The sequence below is a fragment of the Rhodoferax antarcticus ANT.BR genome, assembly GCF_001938565.1.
Classification (GTDB): Bacteria; Pseudomonadota; Gammaproteobacteria; order Burkholderiales; family Burkholderiaceae_C; genus Rhodoferax; species Rhodoferax antarcticus.
In genome coordinates this window covers 24220-45007 of sequence record NZ_MSYM01000011.1, presented here as the reverse complement: position 1 = coordinate 45007, position 20788 = coordinate 24220, and the positions used below count along the sequence as shown (strand labels likewise).

The following is a 20788-nucleotide window of genomic DNA, read 5'->3' as shown; positions in this document are numbered from 1 at the left end:
ACTGGGCGGCCTACTCGCGTGGTGCCTGGGCATCAAGCAAATTTGGCTGATCGCTGGCGTGCCGGTCTTGGTCGATCTGCTGCTGCAGTTCGCGGTTAACGCTAAGGTCGAGCGCTGCCGGGGTGGCGCGCTCGGTGCGCCGGGCACGGGGCGGGGCGTCAGGCGCAGGCACGACCAGTGCGGGGTGGGTAGCAGCCTGTGGGTGGCTGAGCTGCACCCGGTAAATCGGTTCCGGCATGTCCATGCCTGCGGCTTCCAGTGCCAGCTTCACATGGCGAATCGCCTCGCTGCGAACCATCCAGAAATCGTGGGTGCGTTGGTCGACCCAGCCGAAAAAGCGCAGCTGCACGTTGGAGTCGCCCAGCGTCTGGATCAGGGCGCGTGGAGGCGGCTCGTTCATCACGCCTGCCAGGCGCTGCAACTCTGCAGTGCCGAGCAGTTGGGCTTGGATCAGGTCTTCCTGCACACCCACACCCACATCGAACTCGAAGCGCCGACTGGGATTGCGGGTGTAGTTGAGCATCACGCTGCGAAACACCAGCGCATTGGGCAGACGTAGGTGGTTGCCGTCGGGCGTCATGAGGATGGTGGCGCGCGAGGTGAGTGACACCACGATGCCTTCCTGACCGTCGATGACCACTAGATCGCGCGGGGCGAACGGCTGGCGCAGGCTCATGAGCACGCCCGCGAGGTAATTTTCCAGCGTCTCTTTGAAAGCGAAACCCAACACGATGCCGATCACACCGGCGGTGCCCAGCATGGCGCCGACCACGGCCGTGGCGTCGAGTATTTCCAGCGCGATCAGCAGGGCGATCGCGGTGCTGACCCAGCGGGTAGTGGTGCGCGCGAGCTCATTAAGAAAAGGGTTACGGACAGAGAGACGCTCGATCGCGGCGCGGCGCGACAACCAGGCGCCCAGCTTCCAACCGAGCCAGACCACCAGCAGCGCCAGCAGAAAAGAGGGGAGCGCTGAGAGCAGGCCATAGACTTTATCCAGCAAGCGCTCGAGTACCTCGTTCAGATCGAATCGCGGCGGGGGGTGGCGGATGATGTTGTCGATCAGTGGCATGGTGTGATGGGTGTCGGGCCAGGTGGCCGCGGCCGGGGCGGCAGTAGAGAGCGCTGAGCTTACTGCAGAGCCTGGTCGCATTCGGCGCGCACCCTGTTGGACAAGCGCCTGTTTGCTCCGCATGGCGTTGCGGCGGTCATGCACAGTCGACGTTGTCCGACACGCGTGCCCCAAACCCAGCGCTACGCTGGAATCTTTCGAATGGATGTGTGGGCATGTGAGTGCCCGCCATCAGACGCTCGTTTCACAACCCTCTGCCACCACTTATGTCGGGAGAACGCCATGGAAACCTCTCTGTACCGCGCGCCCTCGTCGGGATCGACTGTCGAGCGCTATACGGCTGACTCACCAGCTTGGTCGGTGGGCAGCGCGCGGGGTGCGCTGCTCTGGCAGGCCAACCCCGCACTGCTTCGCTGACTCACACGCGATGTCCACGCTGGCTCGCCCATCTGTCGGCGCGCTCCTACAGCGCGCGGCGCCATGCGCCGACAGCGGGCTAGGGCGTTCACAGGGAACATGGGAGCACCTAGAGTTCCTAAAGGAGCGACCTATGAACACCCCTAGCCCCTTGCTGTCCCGACGCAGTGCCACCCACGCCTTCTGGCGCAGCGCTTGGGCCCACACGCTGATCTGGATGCTGGTGACGGTTGCCGCGCTGCTGCTGGTTGGTTTCACCGCATTGGTAGAGGACATCACCCAGCGCGGGGAGTTGCGGGCCGTGCAGCAGCGCGCGTCAGACTCTGTGCTGCTACCTGAAGAGATGCAAACGCGCAGTATGGATGTGGTGCGCCTGCTGTTTATGACCGGCGAAAAACTGGCGGGACGTTGCGTGCGCAAATGTTTGATGCTGTCTTGGTCATAACTCTCAAGCTGCGCGACAGCGTCTGAAATTGGGTTTTTTTTGGCGGCGCCCGAAGTGCGGGCCCAGTTTTTTTGCATCCAGTACCGGCGAATAGGCGTGCTTTATCATTTGGGCATACGCCGCACCGGTTCACGTCACCCCCCCAAGGAATTCACATGAAAGCCACCCCTGCCGAAGGTCACCGCCTGTTTTCGCGCATCCCTTTCAGCGCCGCAGTCACGCTGCACCTGCCTGGCAAAAATCTGCAAGTGACCCTGCTCGACATTGCCCTCAAAGGTGCACTGGTGCAGACCGAGGTGCCCGAAGAACTCCAGTTGCAAGCGCCTTGCCGTTTGTTGCTGCCGCTGTCGGGTGATGGCGAAGTCATCGAAATGGCCGGCACCATTGCCCACTTGAACGGCTGTCATGTGGGCCTGCGCTGCGAGCACATCGACCTGGCCAGCCTGACCCTGCTGCGCCGCCTGCTGGAGCTCAATACGGGCGACGCGGATTTGATGGACCGCGAATTGGCACAGCTTTTTTCAACCCGACACGCTTGAGGCACGGGCAAAAAACCGCCAAATCAGGCGACGTTGCACTCACGCCGCATGAGCGACAGGGCGTCGCTGAACTTGCTGTCATAGCTGCTGAGCAACGTGGCCTGCGCTTCAGCCACAAAGTCTTGCCAAAGGCGGGCGTAGTCGACTTGGTGCTGCTCTGGTGCGTGATTGCGTATAAATTCAGTCGCCAGCGCGGGCTGAAAGCCGGTTTTTCGCATCTTGCGGATCAACGCTGCAGCTGACTTATCGGTCAACAGCGTTTTGGGGGCGCTTCCCGCCGCAACACACACAAACAGGGTGAGCAGCGTGCCGTCATCACCCAAGCCTTGAGTCAGTTTGTCCCACGCGCCAGAGCGCTGGCGGTCATGCTGGCCGACTTCGCTCAACGCGTCTTCTATCCAGAAATAGCGCCCCATGAAAGCGGGGGTCTGGTCAAAGAGCTTGCGCACACCAAGCCGGGCATCCAGCAGCTTGGGCAGATCCGCCAACACGCTCTGGCGCGCTGACTCAACCACCTCGGTGCACTCTGGCGGCAAATTTTTGGGTAATACCAAAGCCATGGCGACCGCGGCCGAATCTTTGCGCCGCAGTGCCGCCACCATTTTTTCAAAGCTGGGCCAGTCGGGCATTTCCTTGCGCCGGGTAGCCCGCGCCAGCAATGCGGTGCGAATCACCGCTTCGGCGTCTGGCTCAAAGTCCTGCAACTCATCGGCAGACAGCCCCAACTGGTCAGCAGCCCACAGCGCCGCATCCACCACCCGCGCCACACGCAGGCGCGCCGCCAATTCAACCTGAACTTCGGCAAAGCTGGCCAAAGACCAGCGCGCCAGTTGAGGAATGTGCCGGTCTGAAAAACCACCCCGCTCGTTCATCCCAAAGTGGGTGTTCTGCGGCATGACGATCAACGCCTTGAGCATGTCTGAGCCCGCTTTGGATCGCGACAAAAACGAATGGTCGCGCAGCAAAGTTGCCGCCGCGTGCAGATCACCGGCGCTTGCCGTCTGCAGGTGCAGGCTGACCAAATTGATGATACGGTCACGCGCACGCTCTAACTCAGGGCGCAGGAACTCGCTGCCGAAGTAGCGGGCGATCTGCACCATGCCCTTGGGCGCGTCTGCAGCAATCTCGGTGAGTTTGGCCTGGTCCAGCAGACCGTACTGCACGCCATACAGCAGCGCTTTTTCAAAAAATGGTCGGCTGTCGAATAGCGAGACAGTGCCTGCGGCAGGGGCTGAAGTGGTTGTCATGCGGGTTAGCCGCAGGCCAAGCGGCCTGCGTTATTCGGGCTCATTCGGGCTCATTCGAGCTATATGGCGGATTCTTCATCAGACTCGCGCGCCGCCGGGGTGGCTTTGCCCAGGTCGGTGTCGCGGGTTTCAACCTTGCCGTCGTCGTCTTCCAACTCATCAGCAGCCAGCCCCAGCTCAAACGCACGCGCCTTGGCGCGCAGCACCACCAGCATCTCAATGAACAGGTCAGGCAACTCGTGGCGCAGCAGCCAAGCGGCTTGCATCCAGTCCTGGTCGGCCACCTCATCGAGTTCGACACGCGGTCGCGCCCAGGCGTTGGCACGCAGGTCGTCTTCCAAGATCATCTCGCCATCGTCTTCAACCGTGTCAAAGATGCCGGTGCGGGCGAAGGCCTCGATACGACTCCACTTTTCCTCAAAGTAGTCCGCCAGTGCTTCGCTGCCGCCTTCCAAGTCGCCAATCGCGGTCAAAAACGCCAGTGAATCAGCGCCATCGCGAAAAATGACCGAGTTCATCATGCCGCGCAAATGCGAGCGGGTCAGGTCACGGTATTGTTTTTCAATGACCACCGCGCGGGCAAACTGCTCCGGGGTGAGCATCAGGTTGATGATCGACGCTTTGGAGTTGTCGTACTCGCGGATGATCGCCAGCACATCCTTAGCCGGCAACTGCGTCAGCACCTCCATCAAAGCGCCGTCGCCCTGCGCATCAGCCAGTTCAACCAGCGCAGACTCTGCGCCGACGATGTCGCCGGCAGCAATCAGGGATTGTGTTTTTTCGATCAGCGCCAAATGCTTCATGTCATTCCTTGCGGTCAAAACCCTGGCCTTCGAGCCAGTCTGTACTCGCCTCGTCATGCTCCTGGTCATTTTTATGAGCGTGGTCGTCATCCGCATCGAAGTCGTGGCCGTGATCCAGATTGCGGGCCTGGCGCCGTGCACCGTGCTCGGTGTGCTCAGGCTCAAGCGCGCTTTCTTGCTGATGCGGCGATGGACGCTGGTACACATATTCCAGCGTGGCCGCCACAGTCATGAACCAGTCGCCTTGCGGCTGCTTGAGCAACACGGCGGCCATGTCTTTGGCCCAGGGCGTCAACTGAATGGCATCGCCCAGACTGTCCCAATCCGGAAACTCATCGGACTCCAGCGTCAGGAGCTGCTCCATGACGGCAGGCAGCTCGAAGTGAAAACCGCCGTGAAAGGCGACAGCCACCATTTCAGGCGCCGTCTCCATCATCTGGCCCAAGAAACCAATCTGGCCGCGTTTTTCCAGCAGGCGTTGGTGCAGCACATCCTTGCCCTCGGAATCTGAGGCAAGGTCGTCGATCTCGGCCTGATAAGAGGTGCGCAGGGCGCGAAAAAATGCAGACATTCTCATGGGGATACCTTCGGTGGAACCCGCCTCAAACGAGGCGGCCAAAATAGTCGAGCCAGATGGTGCGAGCAGTCTCCAGCGGACTGTCGAGCAAGTTGCGTTGGCGATTGTCATCGTAGGCTTTGCGCAAGTCTGGGTCAGACAGCACGTCGTACGCCTCTTGTACAGCACGAAAACGCGCCGGAGCCTGTGGGCAGGCGTTGCGATCCGGGTGATGCAAAGACGCCTGCTGACGAAAGGCTTTTTTGATGTCAGCGAGCATGGCCGAAGTGGGCAAGCCCAGAGCGGCGTAATGGTCCTTATGCTGCATGAGGCGTGTACTTCAGTGGGTCAAAGAGGCGGGCCCGATCAACTCCGGGGGGTGGCGGGGATCGCACATCGCCTTGTTACCCTTATGAACGCTAGGTTTACAGACAACCATCTTGAAACATACCGCCAAAAGTAACGCCAAAAATATAAGTGTCTCAATTATGCTACGTCTTGACGCGGTGTGAGTGGAGGTGAGATTCGGATTGCATCTTTTCGCACAAGCGCCACTAAAGCCGACTGCGCATCGTAATCGACAACGAACCTTCGGTAGCGGCGCGTAAGCGCCGCTCACCCCCCCCCCGGTCTTGCGCTGACTGAGGGAGCCCCCACGGGGGGCGGACGGGCAGTTCAGCGCGTAGCCAAGCCGCGCAGCGGCGAGGCCCACGGGCGGGCGCAGGCATACACGACAAGCCTGGCCGCAGGCCACTGACCGGACACACAGCGCGCAGCGCCTGACTAATGCCACGGTGCAGGCAAACCCACAAGGGCGCGCAGACGGCGGCGCGTAGGGCGCGAATGCGAACGGAGAGCGCCGACGGCTGTGCGACCGCCTCCAGCGAAGGCCACTTTGCATAACGCCTGTTGCCTTCACCCGAAAGGGCGCGAAGCGGTGACCGGCACTAAGCGGAGCTTTAGCGCAGCGACTGGCGGGCACTGAGGGCAATGCGGCGTTATGTAAAAGCGAAGCGGGTGGCAGTAGCGGGCGTGTGCCAACAGTGGTGGAGCTGGCTGCAATGCCGCGCGTAGCGATGGCTCTTCCAGACGATGCGCAAGCGAGCCGAGACAATCCATATCTGCGCTCCAGCGCACTGGCTGACACTTGCGAAGCACTGGCGATGTAACTCCCCAGCCCCTGTGCGGGGAGAAGCCGAGCCGCGCGCACTGACCCACACTACAAGGCGGGCAAACCGAAAGCGGTGATGCTGGGTGGACTGCCCCACAGCGCGCAGCGCAACTCCATCAAAAGTCAGGCCGCACTGCATGACCGCGCTGCTCGTCGAAGCTGCGCGACAGCTTGGTGCTGCCTGGCCATTGCGGTACTCCGCATTGGCCACTGACCAAAACTACAGAGTTGCAAAAATGGAAAGCGGTGATGTTGGGTGCGTTGCCACCAGCGCAAAGCGCCATTCAGCGGGCAACGCGCCCGGCATGACCGCGCTAGTGGAGGTAGTTGCAAAGTTGGCACGCCGAAGGATCGTCTATGCCTGCCGCCTACGCGGTAGCTGATTAAACACCTGCGCAGCACTATCTATATGCCAAATAGGCCGCTAGCCCTCGTAGAACGTGCGCAACCAGCTATCAAAATAAGAGCAGCCAGATCAAGACTCAAGTAGATCAAAAGTTAAATCGAACGGGGCAACGCGTATTGAGGATGATCAGTTTTTCAACGACAAGGTGCAGCCGTTGTTGTTCACCAGTGATCTGACTCAAGGCATTCCTCGCCGCATCCATGTCACCCAACTCGCGGTTCAACTCGGCAATCTCCAGCCAATCTGGCGCTTCTGACGCTTTGTTCAGCTCAATCAATCGAAGCATGTTCGCGGCTTGCTCGGGTGTCGGCTGAAAGTCTGCAAACGTGGACGAATTGCCAACGGCATCGACATCCTTGTGTGCCTCCCTGAACTTGCGGTAAGTCTCACGAATGGGATCATTGAGGTAGCGCCAGTAAAGGCGGCGCACAACCTTCTCGACTTTTAGGTCTGGTAGCCCGTCATTGATCAACGCGAGCAAATCAGAGTCCTTGACGTAATCTGGACTTGGTGGAATTGAACTTTGTTCGGCCTCAATTTCTGCGACCGATCGGGTGTCGTAGCGCTCAAGAATCTGTTCACGGGTTTCCCTACCCATGAATCGAGTCCACCAATTTTCTTTTCTACTCTCCCACCCAGGCGGGGCTAGGGGCTTTGGTGACCAAATTTTGCGTACATGCGCAGCTTCGTAGCTAAAAAAACATTTGCCACACACGCAACGCCGCAAACCCTCACCCGACGGGGCCAAACTTCCGTGGTCGTACCCATCAGTCCAATACTCCCACGCTGAAAAATTGATGGATGAATACGCGGGCGTACTCATCAAAGCCCCGCAGCAGGGAGCCTTGATGATATTGGTGCCTGAAACTCGGGTCATAGAAATTCACCCCAGACTATTCGTAGCATCGCGCCTCGGCACAATTAAACACCCGGCCGCGCATCCGGCCGCTGCGGCTGGCTCGTCATCGCAAACACCATGTCCCCCACAAACCGCTTGAACGACTCGTTCTCGACAAACTGTTTATAGATCTGCGTGTCGTCGCGCAGCAAGATTTGCATTTCCCGGCCCAGTGCTTGGTCATGGGCCATGCGGGCCGTGTGGGGGGTGTTTTCTTTGGCGTTCTGGTAGGCCGCGTCGGCAGCTACCTTAGGGGCAATGTCTTCGCGGATGCGCTTGGCAACGCGGTCTGCATCGGTGAACAGTGTGCCAAAGTTGTCGTTGAACGTCTTGAGGATGTTGCTCAGCCGGTCCAACTCCGGTTGTGGGCGGCGTCCTGTGCCTTCTTGAGCGGGGTCAATTTCTGCATCGGCATCGGCCAGCGCAATCTTCATCATCGCCTGCTTATCGGCGCGGTAGCTGCTCATGTCGATCGCGTCGATGATGCCTTTGGCCAGGTCATTCTCCTTGGGGGACGGTAACTTGGCAACCAACAGATTCAAGAAGATCGACAACTTTTCCCAGCCCACGTTGTGGCTGGTGGTGATGGACGCCAGAAAGTCGTAGGTTCGGCAAAACGCCTTGGCCCCACCTTTGAACTGCACTTGCTGGTCTTCATCCAGCGTGCTTTTGTAAACCTCTTTGCAAACATCGAGAATCGGGTCGAACTGATCACGCTCTACGCCTTCCAGAAAAAGCTTCACAAAAGCGTCTACCTGCTCGGGCGAGTACACCTGTGCATCATCCAAAGCCTTTTTAAGGTCGTTCAGCTTGTTGGGGTCAGTTTCCTCTGCCAACATGGTGGTGCGGTAGTAGTCTTGGAACGAGAGCTTGATGCCTTCAATCTCGTTTTGAAAGTCCAGCACAAAGCAATCCCTCTTTTGCGGGTGCGACCGGTTCAGCCGCGACAGCGTCTGCACCGCCTTGATGCCCGAGAGCGCCTTGTCCACGTACATGGTGTGCAACAGCGGCTCGTCATAGCCGGTCTGAAACTTGTCGGCGCAAATCAAGAAGCGGTAGGGGTCATCTTGAATCTTGTCGGCAATGTCTTTGCTGGCAAACCCGTTCAGCGACGACTCGCTGACCTTCACTCCGCCGTATTCGTGCTCACCTGAAAACGCCACTATTGGCAGGTACGGGCTTTTGCGCTCTACCAGATACGTTTGGAACGCCTTGAAATACTGAATGGCCCGTTCAATACCGCTGCACACCACCATGGCCCGGGCCTTGCCACCAATCTTTCCGGGGGCCAGCACCTGGGCATGGAAGTGGTCCACCATGATTTCGGCCTTGAGCCGGATGGCGTGGTCGTGGCTTTCCACGTACTTGCGCAGCTTCTTGCTGGCCTTTTTTTTGTCAAACAGTGGGTCGTCTTCCACTTTTTTGACCAGGCCAAAGTAGCTGGCCACCGGCGTGTATTTCTCCAGCACATCCAGAATGAAGTGCTCCTTCACCGCCTGCTTCATGGTGTAGGCGTGAAACGGCTTGTGCTTCACCCGGCCTTCGGCATCGGGCGGTAGCGGCTCGCCAAACATCTCCAGGGTCTTGTTCTTGGGGGTGGCGGTGAAGGCAAAGTAGCTGGCGTTGGTCATCATCTGGCGTGCAGCAATGCGCTTTTCCAGCGCCTCGTTGATGATGTCCTCGGGGTCGGTTTCCGGGTCTTTGTACTCGTCCACCTCATCCACTTCACTCAGCGTGGCGCTCATCGACGCTGCGGTCTTGCCGCTCTGGCTGGAGTGCGCTTCGTCAATGATGATGGCGAAGTGCCGCCCCCGGTGCTCGTCGCCAATCACTTTCAGTGCATACGGAAAAGTCTGAATCGTGGTGATGATGATCTTCTTGCCTTCGGCAATGAATGCGCTTAATTGCGCCGTCTTGGAAGCTGTATCCCCGGTCACGGCACCCACGGTAGAGCCCACCTGCATGAACTGCTTGATCGTCTTCTGAATCTGATCATCCAGAATCCGCCGGTCGGTCACCACAATCACCGAGTCAAAAACGGCTTTGCCTTCGCGCCGCACGCCGATGAGCTGGTGCGCCAGCCAGGCGATGGAGTTGGACTTGCCACTGCCCGCTGAGTGTTGAATCAAATACCTGCGGCCAACGCCGTTCGCACGTACATCGGCCAGCGACTGCCGCACCACCGCCAACTGGTGGTAACGCGGGAACAACTGGCTGCGTTTGACTTTGCCGGTCTTGGGGTTTTTGGCTTCAACAATCTGGGCATAGTTTTCCAGAATATCGGTCAGGCCAGCGGGCGTCAGCAGCTCTCTCCAAAGGTAATCGGTCTTGAGCCCCATGGGGTTGGGCGGGTTGCCCGCACCGTCGTTAAAGCCTTTGTTCAATGGTAAGAACCACGACGCCTTGCCCGCGAGCTGGGTGCACATGCGCACCTCGCTGTCGTCCACGGCCAGGTGCACCACGCAGCGGCCAAACTCAAACAGCTTTTCGCGCGGATCGCGGTCGCGCTTGTATTGCTCTACCGCGTCTTCCACGTTTTGCTTCGTCAGGCTATTTTTCAACTCAAAGGTGGCAATGGGCAGGCCGTTGATAAAGAGGCCCAAGTCCAGCGCGCGCCGAGCCACATCCAAGCTGTAGGCAAACTGGCGCGTCACCACAAAGCGGTTTAGTGCGTGCAGCGCTTGCGCCTTGGCATTGCCCTCTGAGGGCGTGCCGTAAAACAAGTCGAAATGCCCCGCTGGGTGGTGCTCTATGCCTTTGCGTAAAACATCAATCACGCCACGCTTGCCAATCTCGCTGGACAAGCGGGTCAAGAACTTAAGTTGGTTGATGTCGCGGGCATCGTGCTCATTCAAGATGACTAACTTTTTGAAGGCATCAGGCTGGGTTGCCTTCAAAAAGGCAAAGAGCTGGTACACATCCAGCGCCTGCGCGCGGTCATAGTCTTTGGGGCTGCCCGCCAAGTAGCCGGTGCCGCCCAGTGCAGTGTTCGGGCGCGCCGCCACATCGGTAGTGGGGCCAGTGCCGGTACCCACGGGTGCCACAGGCGGCAAGCCATCGGTGCCGGTCATGTGACGCACGATCAGGGTCTCAAGACCTTTTTCTGATGTGTCGGTTGCCATCTTCAATGCCCTTGCGCCAATGCAAACTGAACCACCTTGTCGCTCAACCAGATACCCTGCTCACGCATGCGCTGCACAGCGTCGGGCATGGAGAACGGAAAACCCAAGCGCTGGGCCTTGATCAACACGCCAATGGCGCCCGTCAGCTCCAGCCCACACAGGCGGGCAACGCGCCTGCCCAAGGTCTCGTCAATGCAGACCAACGGTGCGCCTAAGTTCATGGCGGTTTGGATGACAGAGGCCTCACCCAGATCGAGTGAATTGCGCAAATAAGGCTGTAGCACCACCGCCTGGGCCTGAATGTCCAGCCAATCGGCCGCCTCGAAAACATCCACGCCAAAAGAATGCTTGCCGCCAGCACGTATCTCGGTGGCCACTTCCAGCGGCACGACAACACGCGCATACAGCGCCTTCAACACATCCAAGCTGCCGGTTGCTGCAACCAATGCAATTAGTGGCGTGGTGTTGGACACCAGCACCGCGCTGCGTTCACGCATTCTCAATGTCCTGCGCCAGCTCGTCTTCGGTCAGGTCGATCATCGGCACGCCAAAGCGGTGCAGTTGCGCCAGGAAAGTAACGCGGTCCATGCCGATCAAGCTGGCAGCCATGCCAGAGGACAGGCGCTTCATTTCAAACAACTTGGCTGCCATGGCCAACTTGGCTTCTTGTGCAAAATCCTCGGGCGCACGGTGCAGCACATCCAGATAATTGTTGGGTACATCAACGATGATTTGCATGGCGGGGCCTTTAGTCAATGGGGAGAAAATTGCGGTCAAATTGCGGTCAAATTGCTCGGTGGATACATCTTATTCGCGAAAAAGAAGCGGGGGCGTTCTCATTCCTCAAGCTCCGCATCGGCGTCGGCGTCGGTGGCTTCGTCCGGGTCCAATGCGTCTGGCTCCAGGGCGGCTTGCACATCGTCCTGCGGCAAATGGGCAGCGGCCTCGCGCACGTCGAGTTTGCCAGTCACAATGTCTGCGACCAGGCGAGTGCGGTATTCGCACAGGAGGTCGATTTCGCGGTTGAGGCGGGAGATGGCAGTGTCCACCGGCTTTGTCTCTCTACCTAGTGCTACGAGAATTTCCCGCTGCTGCACGACCGATGGCAACAGCACGCTGAGCTGGCCAATCTTGGTCTTGTTCGTAGCAGCCAAATTGGTAGTTTGCTTCGCCGTCATCTGGAAATATGCTCGGGCATACGGCGTTCCCATTAGCGCTGAAAGGAACTGAGGGTCAAGCTTTGATTTATCCGGTCGGACTGCAAATACATGGTTTTGATGCAGGCATGGTGATATTTGTGCCTCCCAAACACAACCCCGTCCCAGCTTATCCAAATCCCCGCCCTCGGTCATCAGAACATCCCCATTTTCGAGGGTGCGTCGCTGCGCCTCGGACATAGATACAGCGACCTTCTTGACCACAGAAAGTTTGACGTACCCAGCTTGTACATTGGCGACCCGCAAATAGGGGAATTCGTAGGTCTGCTGCGCTCCGTAATCCTTGCCAAGAGTGGTGCCGGATTGAATTTTGCAAACCGCCTTGAGCGGCCGCACCTCCCAATGCGCCGGAATATCCCCCAGCCACGCAATGCCGGACGGCTTGAGCGGCACGCTGGGGTCCAGGCCACGCGTGACGGCGCGGTGGATGATGGCCTGCTTTTGCTCGGTGAGCAGCGCAATTACCCGGCGCTTGGCGCGAATAGTGCGCTCCAGCCGGGCGTTGGCCCAGTCCAGGAACTTGACGATGGCGGCTTGTTCGTCGGGCGGTGGCAGCAAAGCCTCGATGCGAAAAAGATCGTCCGAATACAGACGAAGACGACTTTCTACCACTCCAGTAGACATTGCCTTGATTCGTGCTTTATAGGCAGGTGAGCGAAATAGGTGGTGAAAATACCAAGGGTGTGCATCCGGTTTGAATCGGTATACACAATATGCAGGACTTGCAATTCCAGCAAAGTGCGACACCCCCATACTGCCGTTCCATGCAAGCATAATGTTGATGACCAGCTCATCGGGTTGAACCCGCTTGTACCCAACCAATGAAGCGGCTCGGGTGTCCTGTGCATCTTGACCATCAATGCGGAGGCGCTGCGTAACCCCTGTGAATTGGGACACGCGCAGCAGTTGCTCGTCTCCGGTGGTCGAACGGGCGTTGACCTCCTGCACAATATATTTGGTACGCCGCGCTACCCAGTGGGCAGGTGCTTTACCGGGCCATGGAAGGCCCACGTCTTTGTAATGTGGATATGGTTGGAGTCCTTGCAAAACAGAGCCTTGACTTTCGACTGGCCCGGCGTGCGTGGGGGGTGATATCTGAAAAGCAGGAGGTTCAAACGCACCCTCTTCAAAAAGTGGGAGCGTAGTACTTTCAACTGATGAAGCGACAGTTGGGACCTCCACGGGAAAGGATTTATCTATATTTTTTTGAAAATCAACAATCCCCATAGTTTCACCTAACAAAAGAAAATCCGAGATTGAGGGCGGTACAACGCGCCGTAACTCTGCACCTTTTTTAATTTCCTCTCTTAGCTCCATGAGCAAACGACCCAGTACATTCATGCCGACCAGACTTGAATCGCTGACTGGAATAGCGCCCCAGAAATTATCCCTACGCGAGTCTTCCACAATCGGACGGCCACCGGTGGAAAGCAACAGTTCGCTGAACTTGGGCCAGTGCATTGCAAGCTTGAGCCGCAACACCCAGCGCATGATCTTCACCCGCGTGCGATCCCAGTCGCCACGCGAATCACCTCTGTAGGGCTTACCCACCATCTTGGCTGTCATAGGGCTGGTTTGTTCAATGATCTTGCGCTGCACTTCGGGTCTGTGAGGAAAACGGCATGCCTGGTACAGCGCCTCCACAGTCAATATGCGCACGCCGTTGACGCGCACAGGAAAGCCCGGCGCCATGTTCGACAAGCCGCCGAACTCCTCCGCTGTCTTGCGAAAGACTGCGCAATCGGCGCGCACGTAAGTGCGCAGGTCTTTGTCGCCACTCATAGTTCAAAATCAAAATCCGCATGCCCATCTGATTGGGCATACGTTTTTCGTGGCAGAAGCGGGTACCAGTGCATAGCCCCAGATGTTGCAGTGGCGTCGCCCCACCACAGGGCCAAGGGACAGTTGTTGGGGCAGTTGCGGTAAGTGACGATGGTTGAGCCAAAGCCGAGACCAAAGGCACTGAAACCCAACGGTCGCATGGACCTCTTGGGGTCTTGGCAACCCGCACGAATTTTGACACCCGCAAGAAGCAACTCGCGCTCCAACAATTGCCTACCTGCCTCGCCAGAGAAGACCGGGTTTTCCAAAACGCCGCCAGCTTGGCGCGGCTCAAAAGGAAACTTCGTCTCTAGTGCCATGTATGCGCCGACTGCCGCATTGTTGGGCACCGCAGCAGGCCAAAGAACCTCGGATTTGTTTTTGTAGGCTTTTCTGTTTTCAAAGCGAATAGCGGCCCAACAAGTAAATTTGATGGACTTTCCCGCTTGTTCCGCAGCAGCCTTCAGGCCCTTAATGCTCTGCCATTCACCCAACTGGTGGGTGCCTATGACAAGAATATGAACCGTTGCATTTACAGGAGCGCTATTCTGAATCCAAGCCTTTAAGTCTGCACCAACACGCCCGCCGCTAAACAAGACATCGTCCAAATAGAAAAAAGGCCCCCCGTCGCTACCACAGTCACTAACTAGGATGCCGCAATGTGCAATTAGTGCATCGTTAAACAAGGCAAGAATTTCGCCTTGGCTCTGACCATGTTCCTGGATGTCCAAAAAATTGGCACGCCGCCAAAAGTCACAAGGATTGTCACCAGCAATTTCTTTATGTTTAACTTGACTTGCAAAGAAATTGGCGACCTCGTTCTTCGAAAAGTAAGTTTTGTCAAAGGCATAGTCGAGTTCAGCCAATAGCGGGAGTTGCACATCCGTGTCGAATTGCTTAATCCACCTATCAACATGACCGGGGGTAGATTTAGGAATCTCACCAGCTCGGTAGTCTTGGATGGTCGTTGCTATTGATTGAAGAAGTTCTGCTCTAGATTTCATGATTTTTTGCTCCCTATAATTTCTTTTAATAAGCCTTCGGTCTCCTGCTCCAGTGCAAGAATATCCGCGCTGATTTCTTGCAAAGTGCGCAGCTTTGGCGGGCGATAGAAGTAGCGGGTGAAGCTGACCTCATAACCGATCTTGGTGGCATCCGCTTTGACCCACGCATCGGGCGTGTAAGGCAGCACTTCGCGCTGGATGAAGGCGGCAATGCCGCCGTCTTCCAGCAGCGGCACTTGCTCGGTGTCGCGCAGGTCGGGGTCGGGCTCGTATTCCACCAGCACCGGTTTACCGTCCACCACCGCGTCGTACAGGCCGTGCATCGGGTCTGCCTTGGAATTCGTTTTGCTTGTGGCCTTGCTGGGCTTGTGCACCTTGGCACGCACGGGTGGAGCGGACTCAACCCGCCAGCTCACGGCTTTCAGGATGATTTTGAGGTCGGGGGCCGATAACTTGGTCTGGGTTTGTTTAAGGTGGGCAGCCACCAGTTCCCGGAAGTCGTTGTAGTCTTCAAAAAGGTTGCCGCCCAAGGCTTGGCGCAATTCGTTGGCCACTTGGTACAGCCGCGCATCACGCGCCCAGGTGGCAGAGTCCAGCAGCTTGCGCTTGGTTTTCTCGGGCAGGCCCTTTTTAGCTTTGTCCGTACCACCGATGCCTTCGCTGTCGCCGTCCTCGCCTTCATCGTCGCTGTCGTCTTCGGCATCGTCATTGCCCCATTCGGCTAGGCGCTTCTCCAAAGCCTTTTCGACTTTATAGAAATCGGTGAACAGGGCCTCACCCAACTCAACGAGCAACACGCGGCGCAGGTCTTCATGGCCACTGGCGAAGCGCAGGCCGTCGATCAAATGGGTTGCCAACTGGCTTTGCAAGCGCAGCGGGCGCTCCACGACCACCTTCCAATAGCCGAAGGCAGCGTTGGGGAACAGTTTGGACGCGGGCGACTCCTCGAAACCCAGGAAGGTTTGGGTAATGCGCGCAATGTCGTCGGCACTGAGTTCGCAGTTTTTCTTGCCCAGGTTCTTACGCAGGGGCTTGAACCACTGGCTCGCGTCAATCAACTGCACTTGGCCCTTGCGGTGCGCGGCCTTGCGGTTGGACAGCACCCAGATGTAGGTGGCAATGCCGGTGTTGTAGAACAGATTGAGCGGCAGCGCGACGATGGCCTCCAGCCAGTCGTTTTCAATGATCCAGCGGCGGATATTGCTTTCGCCCTGGCCGGCATCGCCGGTGAATAGCGAGCTGCCGTTGTGAACCTCGGCAATGCGGCTGCCCAGGGCCGACTTGTGGTTCATCTTGGACGCCATGTTGACCAAGAACAGCATCTGGCCGTCGCTGGAGCGGGTGACCAGCGACAACTCTTCGCCCTGGTGCGTGACTTTGAAGCGGGGGTCGCGCATGCCTTCTTTTCCACCCATGGCCTCCAGGTCTTTCTTCCAGCTCTTTCCATATGGCGGATTGGCCAGCATGAAGTCGAACTCTTTGGCCGGGAACGCATCGTTGGACAGGGTGGACCACTCTGCACCGCCCACGATATTGCTAGCGTTTTCGCCTTCGCCTTTGAGCAGCATGTCGGCCTTGCAAATGGCGTAGGTTTCGGGGTTGATCTCTTGCCCGTAGAGGTGGCTCTTGATTTGCAGGCCACGTTTGGCGGCAATAGCGTCCAGCGTCTCTTCGGCCACGGTCAACATGCCGCCAGTGCCGCAGGCGTCGTCAAACAGCAGGTAGCTGCCCGATTTGAGTTGGGTTTCGATGGGCAAAAACACCAAATTGGCCATCAGCCGCACGGCGTCGCGCGGGGTCCAGTGTTCACCGGCTTCTTCGTTGTTTTCTTCGTTGAACTTGCGCACCAATTCTTCAAACACCGTACCCATGGAATGGTTGTCGATGCCCGCTGGCGACAAGTCAATGTCGGGGTCGAGGAACTTGTTGATCAACGTGCCCAGCGCATTCGCTTTGGACAAGGTAGAGAGCTGGTTGCGGAACTTGAAGTTCTCGATGATGTCCAGCACGTTGGGCGAAAAGCCGTTGAGGTAGTCTTCAAAGTCGGCGAGCAACTGCTGCAGGCTGCCGCGTGATTGCAGGTCGCGCAGGGTAAAGCGAGATGTGTTGTAGAAGGCCTGTCCAGCCGCGTCGCACAGGGCGGCGCGTTGCTCGGTGATGCCTGCGCCGTCCAGCAAGGTCTTGGTCTCCAGCACCGCTTTTTTGGTGGATTCGAGCACCGAGTCCATGCGCCGGATGACGAACATGGGCAGGATGACATCGGGGTATTTGCCGCGCTTGAACAGGTCGCGCAGCACATCGTCTGCAATGCCCCAGATGAATGAGACGATTTTGTTAATGGTTGACGGATCCACTGGCTATTTCACTTTTTGGGTTTTTGATTGATGGGGTTGTCTACTTGCGCTGACCGAGCGGGACTACCGCTGCCGCGTCAAAAATCTGGAACCAGTTGGCGAGTTCCCTGGCTGGCACTGCTTTGCGCAGCACCTCCAAAAACTCTTTGTCGCGGGTTGACTCGACGGTGATGTTTTTGTAGACCACTTTCACGCTGGGATCTATCACACGCAGGTTGTCTAGCCCCTTGCGTACCAATGTTTGTATGGCCTCACGATTGAGGCGCTTCTTTTCTGGCTCGTTGGCCATGCGTTGAACAATCAAGTCCACCACACGACTGACGCGCGTTTCGTGGTCACCCTTGACCACCTCGCGGAATCCATTGACCCACTCTGTCAGCACAACCTCAAAATCGGCCTTACCAGCCTCGAACTTGGTCTTGTCGGTGTGGCGGATAAGTTTGCCAAAGCCGGGCAGGTTGATGACGTACTTCTGAGTCAGCTCATTCCAGTACGCATGGATCTCGGCCTGCGTGGTGGGCTTGGTCATCTTCTCGCCGTTTTGCCGGTACGCCTGCTCACCGTTGATCAAGACCGGCACATCGACCGTTTTGTCGGCATCCGTATTGAAGGGCTGGATTGTGGTTTGCAAGAGCGGGCGCAGTTCTTCTGGCGCGTCGGAGTTGACGATGAGGCTATCGAGGCGCAGTTCACGCTTGGTCAACTCGGCACCGCGCAGCACGGTTTCAATGAACTGGAACCGGGCAGAAAAAACGCGCGACAGGCGGGACAGGTCAAATGGCGCTGGGGGTGCGGCCTTGATGGCGTCCACCACCTTGGCAAGTTCTTCCTTCGCCACCAGTACCTTACCGACTTCAATTTGCGCGGGCGGACTCTGAGGGTCAACGCCCAGAGCCTGCGGCAACTCTTTTAATGTCTGCGGGGTCAATATCAAGCCGTTGGGCTCCGACTCGCCGCGCGGGGCCTCAAACATCAATGGGGTGGGGGTCCAAATTAGCACGTCGTCATCTGCCATCAAAAGACCAAGCCGCAAACCGGCATGTCGGCGCAAGGCAATATCGTGCTCTTGGGCGGCGGTGTTCAAGTCAGCCAACGCCTCTGCATCGCAATAGCCCAGCCTGCAACATTCCTCGTCACCGTCGATCACGATCGCTATTTGGATGAGTCGTTGCCCTTGGAGCTGGATTTTGATTGCGCCTGCGATGGCTTTTGAAACACCCGGTGCCATATAGACGAGCCGCGTCGTGGCCTTGGCGATGCTGCGCACCAAATCACTGTCTTGAATTGAAGTAAATACACTCATCGACACCGTCTCCCCGTCGTATTGATTGTTATGCCTACAGTTTACAGACGGTTCTCGTTAGTTCTGGCTTTTGCTCTGGCGGGTTCAAACTGTATTTTGCGAAACAGATTTACTGATCCAGCAATTTTTGAATCAACCCCAACTTGCGCCCCATGTCTTGCAAGCCGATCTGCACCAGCCGGTCATGCTCCGCCTTGAACCGCAAGTATCTGGGCCAATGCATCCCCTTGGGCTTGCCGCCTTCGTCGTGCAGAATCCCGGCTGCCCGCCCCAATCGTTTTTGAATTTTGTTTGCTTGACGGCTGGAGCGGTCACCCAAACCTTCCTTCTGGCTCGCATAGCCCAGGCTACAGCAAGTTCGGCAAGTGAAGTATTTGCCCCTCGCGTACAGCACTGCCACTCGCTTGCCACATGTCGGACAGGTAAACCATTGCCGTGCCCCGCCAAACTGGCATGGAGTGCTTTGCAGGTGTACCAACTGATCAATGGACTCACCACTGCTGCGCCGCTGGTAACAGAGTTGAACGGACTGCACCGCAACGCGGATTGTGATGCCGGAGACTTGACGGTCACCCACCGTCCACTGCCAACTGAAACTGCGACCGGGCAACAGTAAGCCAGATCGGGCCAGCTTGCGAATGTCCAGCGGGGTTGATTCTTCGGTCACGTCCTTGCCGCAATTGGTGGCCTGCCTGCCGCTTCCACGTCCGCCCATTTTTGCTCTCCTTGTTTTTTACCGAAATCATTTGGCAAATTCGGCATGGTCTTGTCACCGTCTACCGCTTGAATCACCCGCTAACCCGCATGGATGCTGGGTTTCATGGTCTTTTCGCCATGCCTGAAAAGTTGCCGATTTCAATTGGCTTTTGACGCCTATTCAAGCAGTTTTGGCGGCTCGAAGGTCTTTCAGCTAGATCAACATGGCCAAAGTGCGCTCAAATTTGCGGTCCAGGTGTGTTTCGTAACGGGAAAGCTTCTCCAGCTTGTAGGCTTGAAGCCCTTCGCCAATGGTTTGATTCACGATGGCGTCGTGGTGGCGGGCTTCTTTTTCTTGCTGATAGACAAAGGGCGTGATGTGTTCGGTGATGAACGCCGCCAACCCCGTGGCATCGGCGGTGTATTCCTCGTCATCCACATAGTTTTGCCACCACTCGCAGATGTCGGGCAGCAGGGCACGCAGGGCCTTTTCATAAGCACGGTCGCCGCCTTTGCGCAGGATGGCGCTGGCTTTGTCGGTGACAGCAATGTCATGTTTTGCGCTTTGATGGCTTTCGGTCACATCTTCCGGTTTCAAGTCCATCAGATCGCGTATGTCGGTGTTCTCGCCAGATAGCCCCATCTCGAACGGTGCCGCCGCCGGAATGACGGTCTTGGCACTGCGAGCGGATTCCTTCAAGCCCTTATTGATGGTGGCACCTTCGGCTTGCAGTACCCGGCGCTTGCGCCAGATCACGCTGGCCAGTTCCTCAATCAAATGCTGCTCGGTGGCACCAGCGGGCAGGTGTTCGGCCATCAGTGAATTGACCAGGCTTTCATAGTCCGCATGGCTCTCGTGGCTGAGCACGGTATAGCGGCTCAGAATGCCGTGCTTGAGGGCGTTGAAGCGGACGACTTCATAGGGTTGTGTTTGCGGGTCGGTCATTTTGTTGGTTCCGTCAGTTTTGGCGGTGGCAATCGTGTTCATCGTTACTTCCTTTTTGGTATTGGTGAGATGTACGCCGTGAATCCGTTGCAGCGCTGGAGCGGCACCACCAGATCGGCAGGCAGTTGGCTGCGCGTTTAACTCGTCCCCGATTCGGCTTGTCATGCAACGCATTTGCAGCAGCTTTGCCGCGATTCGATGCATCCTTGATTTTCTTTGATCCGTAGGCGACCAATTTCGCGTTAATCTCATCAGCAAGGCCAACATCTGGGTACACGCCCAGCGCCAGCGTCTTGCGCTTGTCAGCAAAGCGGTAATTGATGCGCCAGTATTTGCCACCTGAATTCACCAGCAAGTACATGCCGGCGCCGTCAGTGTGCTTGTCCCCAGCAGGTGCCCCGGTGTGTTTGACGTTCTTCACGAAGGTGTCAGTTAGAGCCACGCTTTCCCCTTTTGGCGGTATGTGACTTGGCGGTACTTGGAGATACCGCCATAAATACCGCTTTAGTGGCGGAATGTCTTTTTAGCCCGTGAGACCGCATGAGGCAATAAAAAACCCGCTTACCTATGAGAGTAGCGGGTTTTGAGAGGTCTTTAGACCATCTGAAATGGTGGTTTGGTGCGGCTGGCGGGGATCGAACCCACGACCCTTGGCTTCGGAGGCCAATACTCTATCCACTGAGCTACAGCCGCATCTTGAACCGAACATCGAATTGTAGGTGGTTTCAGAACATCACAAACCTTGTGCGCAGCCGAAGGCGTCGATCAATAGTG

The 20788-nt window shown here is 57.4% G+C and carries 19 protein-coding genes and 1 tRNA gene; 3 read left to right on the top strand and 17 right to left on the bottom strand.

What is annotated here, in order from left to right; all coding sequences use genetic code 11:
- Window positions 1–10 precede the first annotated feature (10 nt).
- Window positions 11–1069, bottom strand: coding sequence for a mechanosensitive ion channel family protein (locus BLL52_RS07185; protein WP_158025683.1), 1059 nt, complete (start codon window positions 1067–1069; stop codon window positions 11–13).
- A gap of 282 nt (window positions 1070–1351) precedes the next feature.
- Here BLL52_RS07185 and BLL52_RS21745 point away from each other — a divergent pair, with 282 nt between their 5' ends.
- From BLL52_RS21745 to BLL52_RS07175, 3 genes are all read left to right on the top strand, one after another.
- Complete coding sequence (locus BLL52_RS21745) at window positions 1352–1486, top strand: hypothetical protein (RefSeq protein ID WP_274534891.1); 135 nt, start codon at window positions 1352–1354, stop codon at window positions 1484–1486.
- A 133-nt stretch (window positions 1487–1619) separates the two neighbouring features.
- Window positions 1620–1931, top strand: a complete 312-nt coding sequence (locus BLL52_RS07180) for a hypothetical protein (RefSeq protein ID WP_075586025.1) — start codon at window positions 1620–1622, stop codon at window positions 1929–1931.
- A 155-nt stretch (window positions 1932–2086) separates the two neighbouring features.
- Window positions 2087–2470 (top strand): PilZ domain-containing protein, encoded by a 384-nt coding sequence (locus BLL52_RS07175; RefSeq protein WP_075586024.1) that lies wholly within the window; start codon window positions 2087–2089, stop codon window positions 2468–2470.
- Window positions 2471–2493: 23 nt separating this feature from the next.
- Here the strand turns inward: BLL52_RS07175 and BLL52_RS07170 are convergent, their stop codons facing one another.
- The 16 genes from BLL52_RS07170 to BLL52_RS07095 all read right to left on the bottom strand — a co-directional run bounded on the left by BLL52_RS07170 (window position 2494) and on the right by BLL52_RS07095 (window position 20707).
- The gene (locus BLL52_RS07170) at window positions 2494–3717 is read right to left on the bottom strand and encodes a hypothetical protein (RefSeq protein ID WP_075586023.1); all 1224 of its coding nucleotides are present in this window, start codon (window positions 3715–3717) and stop codon (window positions 2494–2496) included.
- 59 nt (window positions 3718–3776) lie between these two features.
- Window positions 3777–4520, bottom strand: a complete 744-nt coding sequence (locus tag BLL52_RS07165; RefSeq protein WP_075586022.1) for a hypothetical protein — start codon at window positions 4518–4520, stop codon at window positions 3777–3779.
- Window position 4521: 1 nt separating this feature from the next.
- Window positions 4522–5097, bottom strand: a complete 576-nt coding sequence (locus tag BLL52_RS07160; RefSeq protein ID WP_075586021.1) for a hypothetical protein — start codon at window positions 5095–5097, stop codon at window positions 4522–4524.
- Window positions 5098–5122: 25 nt separating this feature from the next.
- Window positions 5123–5404 (bottom strand): DnaJ domain-containing protein, encoded by a 282-nt coding sequence (locus BLL52_RS07155; protein WP_075586020.1) that lies wholly within the window; start codon window positions 5402–5404, stop codon window positions 5123–5125.
- 1334 nt (window positions 5405–6738) lie between these two features.
- A complete protein-coding gene (locus tag BLL52_RS07150) occupies window positions 6739–7251 on the bottom strand; it encodes a hypothetical protein (protein WP_075586019.1) in 513 nt (170 codons plus the stop codon).
- 323 nt (window positions 7252–7574) lie between these two features.
- Window positions 7575–10673 (bottom strand): type I restriction endonuclease subunit R, encoded by a 3099-nt coding sequence (locus tag BLL52_RS07145; RefSeq protein ID WP_075586018.1) that lies wholly within the window; start codon window positions 10671–10673, stop codon window positions 7575–7577.
- A gap of 2 nt (window positions 10674–10675) precedes the next feature.
- A complete protein-coding gene (locus tag BLL52_RS07140; protein ID WP_075586017.1) occupies window positions 10676–11170 on the bottom strand; it encodes a PIN domain-containing protein in 495 nt (164 codons plus the stop codon).
- Window positions 11163–11411 (bottom strand): UPF0175 family protein, encoded by a 249-nt coding sequence (locus BLL52_RS07135; protein ID WP_075586016.1) that lies wholly within the window; start codon window positions 11409–11411, stop codon window positions 11163–11165. Before BLL52_RS07135 ends, BLL52_RS07140 begins: the two co-directional genes overlap by 8 nt.
- A 98-nt stretch (window positions 11412–11509) precedes the next feature.
- Window positions 11510–13672, bottom strand: a complete 2163-nt coding sequence (locus BLL52_RS20735) for an NADAR domain-containing protein (protein WP_075586015.1) — start codon at window positions 13670–13672, stop codon at window positions 11510–11512.
- Entirely contained in the window at window positions 13669–14715 is a 1047-nt protein-coding gene (locus tag BLL52_RS07125; protein WP_139313333.1) for a phosphoribosyltransferase-like protein, read from the bottom strand. Before BLL52_RS07125 ends, BLL52_RS20735 begins: the two co-directional genes overlap by 4 nt.
- Window positions 14712–17069, bottom strand: coding sequence for a type I restriction-modification system subunit M (locus BLL52_RS07120; RefSeq protein ID WP_075586013.1), 2358 nt, complete (start codon window positions 17067–17069; stop codon window positions 14712–14714). The genes BLL52_RS07125 and BLL52_RS07120 overlap by 4 nt, the downstream gene beginning before the upstream one ends.
- Window positions 17070–17109: 40 nt before the next feature.
- Window positions 17110–18372: a hypothetical protein gene (locus BLL52_RS07115; RefSeq protein ID WP_139313332.1), complete on the bottom strand. Its 1263-nt coding sequence runs from the start codon at window positions 18370–18372 to the stop codon at window positions 17110–17112.
- Window positions 18373–18481: 109 nt separating this feature from the next.
- Entirely contained in the window at window positions 18482–19087 is a 606-nt protein-coding gene (locus tag BLL52_RS07110; protein ID WP_075586011.1) for a hypothetical protein, read from the bottom strand.
- Window positions 19088–19282: 195 nt separating this feature from the next.
- Entirely contained in the window at window positions 19283–20056 is a 774-nt protein-coding gene (locus BLL52_RS07105) for a hypothetical protein (RefSeq protein WP_075586010.1), read from the bottom strand.
- Window positions 20028–20456: an Arm DNA-binding domain-containing protein gene (locus BLL52_RS21980; RefSeq protein ID WP_083633837.1), complete on the bottom strand. Its 429-nt coding sequence runs from the start codon at window positions 20454–20456 to the stop codon at window positions 20028–20030. The genes BLL52_RS07105 and BLL52_RS21980 overlap by 29 nt, the downstream gene beginning before the upstream one ends.
- A 175-nt stretch (window positions 20457–20631) precedes the next feature.
- Window positions 20632–20707 (bottom strand) — tRNA-Arg (locus BLL52_RS07095).
- Window positions 20708–20788 lie beyond the last annotated feature (81 nt).

Excerpts from the sequence above, each read along its gene's own strand:
- BLL52_RS07185 (WP_158025683.1), bottom strand. The coding sequence starts at position 1,069 with ATGCCACTGATCGACAACATCATCCGCCACCCCCCGCCGCGATTCGAT.
- BLL52_RS21745 (WP_274534891.1), top strand. The coding sequence starts at position 1,352 with ATGGAAACCTCTCTGTACCGCGCGCCCTCGTCGGGATCGACTGTCGAG.
- BLL52_RS07180 (WP_075586025.1), top strand. The coding sequence starts at position 1,620 with ATGAACACCCCTAGCCCCTTGCTGTCCCGACGCAGTGCCACCCACGCC.
- BLL52_RS07175 (WP_075586024.1), top strand. The coding sequence starts at position 2,087 with ATGAAAGCCACCCCTGCCGAAGGTCACCGCCTGTTTTCGCGCATCCCT.
- BLL52_RS07170 (WP_075586023.1), bottom strand. The coding sequence starts at position 3,717 with ATGACAACCACTTCAGCCCCTGCCGCAGGCACTGTCTCGCTATTCGAC.
- BLL52_RS07165 (WP_075586022.1), bottom strand. The coding sequence starts at position 4,520 with ATGAAGCATTTGGCGCTGATCGAAAAAACACAATCCCTGATTGCTGCC.
- BLL52_RS07160 (WP_075586021.1), bottom strand. The coding sequence starts at position 5,097 with ATGAGAATGTCTGCATTTTTTCGCGCCCTGCGCACCTCTTATCAGGCC.
- BLL52_RS07155 (WP_075586020.1), bottom strand. The coding sequence starts at position 5,404 with ATGCAGCATAAGGACCATTACGCCGCTCTGGGCTTGCCCACTTCGGCC.
- BLL52_RS07150 (WP_075586019.1), bottom strand. The coding sequence starts at position 7,251 with ATGGGTAGGGAAACCCGTGAACAGATTCTTGAGCGCTACGACACCCGA.
- BLL52_RS07145 (WP_075586018.1), bottom strand. The coding sequence starts at position 10,673 with ATGGCAACCGACACATCAGAAAAAGGTCTTGAGACCCTGATCGTGCGT.
- BLL52_RS07140 (WP_075586017.1), bottom strand. The coding sequence starts at position 11,170 with ATGCGTGAACGCAGCGCGGTGCTGGTGTCCAACACCACGCCACTAATT.
- BLL52_RS07135 (WP_075586016.1), bottom strand. The coding sequence starts at position 11,411 with ATGCAAATCATCGTTGATGTACCCAACAATTATCTGGATGTGCTGCAC.
- BLL52_RS20735 (WP_075586015.1), bottom strand. The coding sequence starts at position 13,672 with ATGAGTGGCGACAAAGACCTGCGCACTTACGTGCGCGCCGATTGCGCA.
- BLL52_RS07125 (WP_139313333.1), bottom strand. The coding sequence starts at position 14,715 with ATGAAATCTAGAGCAGAACTTCTTCAATCAATAGCAACGACCATCCAA.
- BLL52_RS07115 (WP_139313332.1), bottom strand. The coding sequence starts at position 18,372 with ATGAGTGTATTTACTTCAATTCAAGACAGTGATTTGGTGCGCAGCATC.
- BLL52_RS07110 (WP_075586011.1), bottom strand. The coding sequence starts at position 19,087 with ATGGGCGGACGTGGAAGCGGCAGGCAGGCCACCAATTGCGGCAAGGAC.
- BLL52_RS07105 (WP_075586010.1), bottom strand. The coding sequence starts at position 20,056 with ATGAACACGATTGCCACCGCCAAAACTGACGGAACCAACAAAATGACC.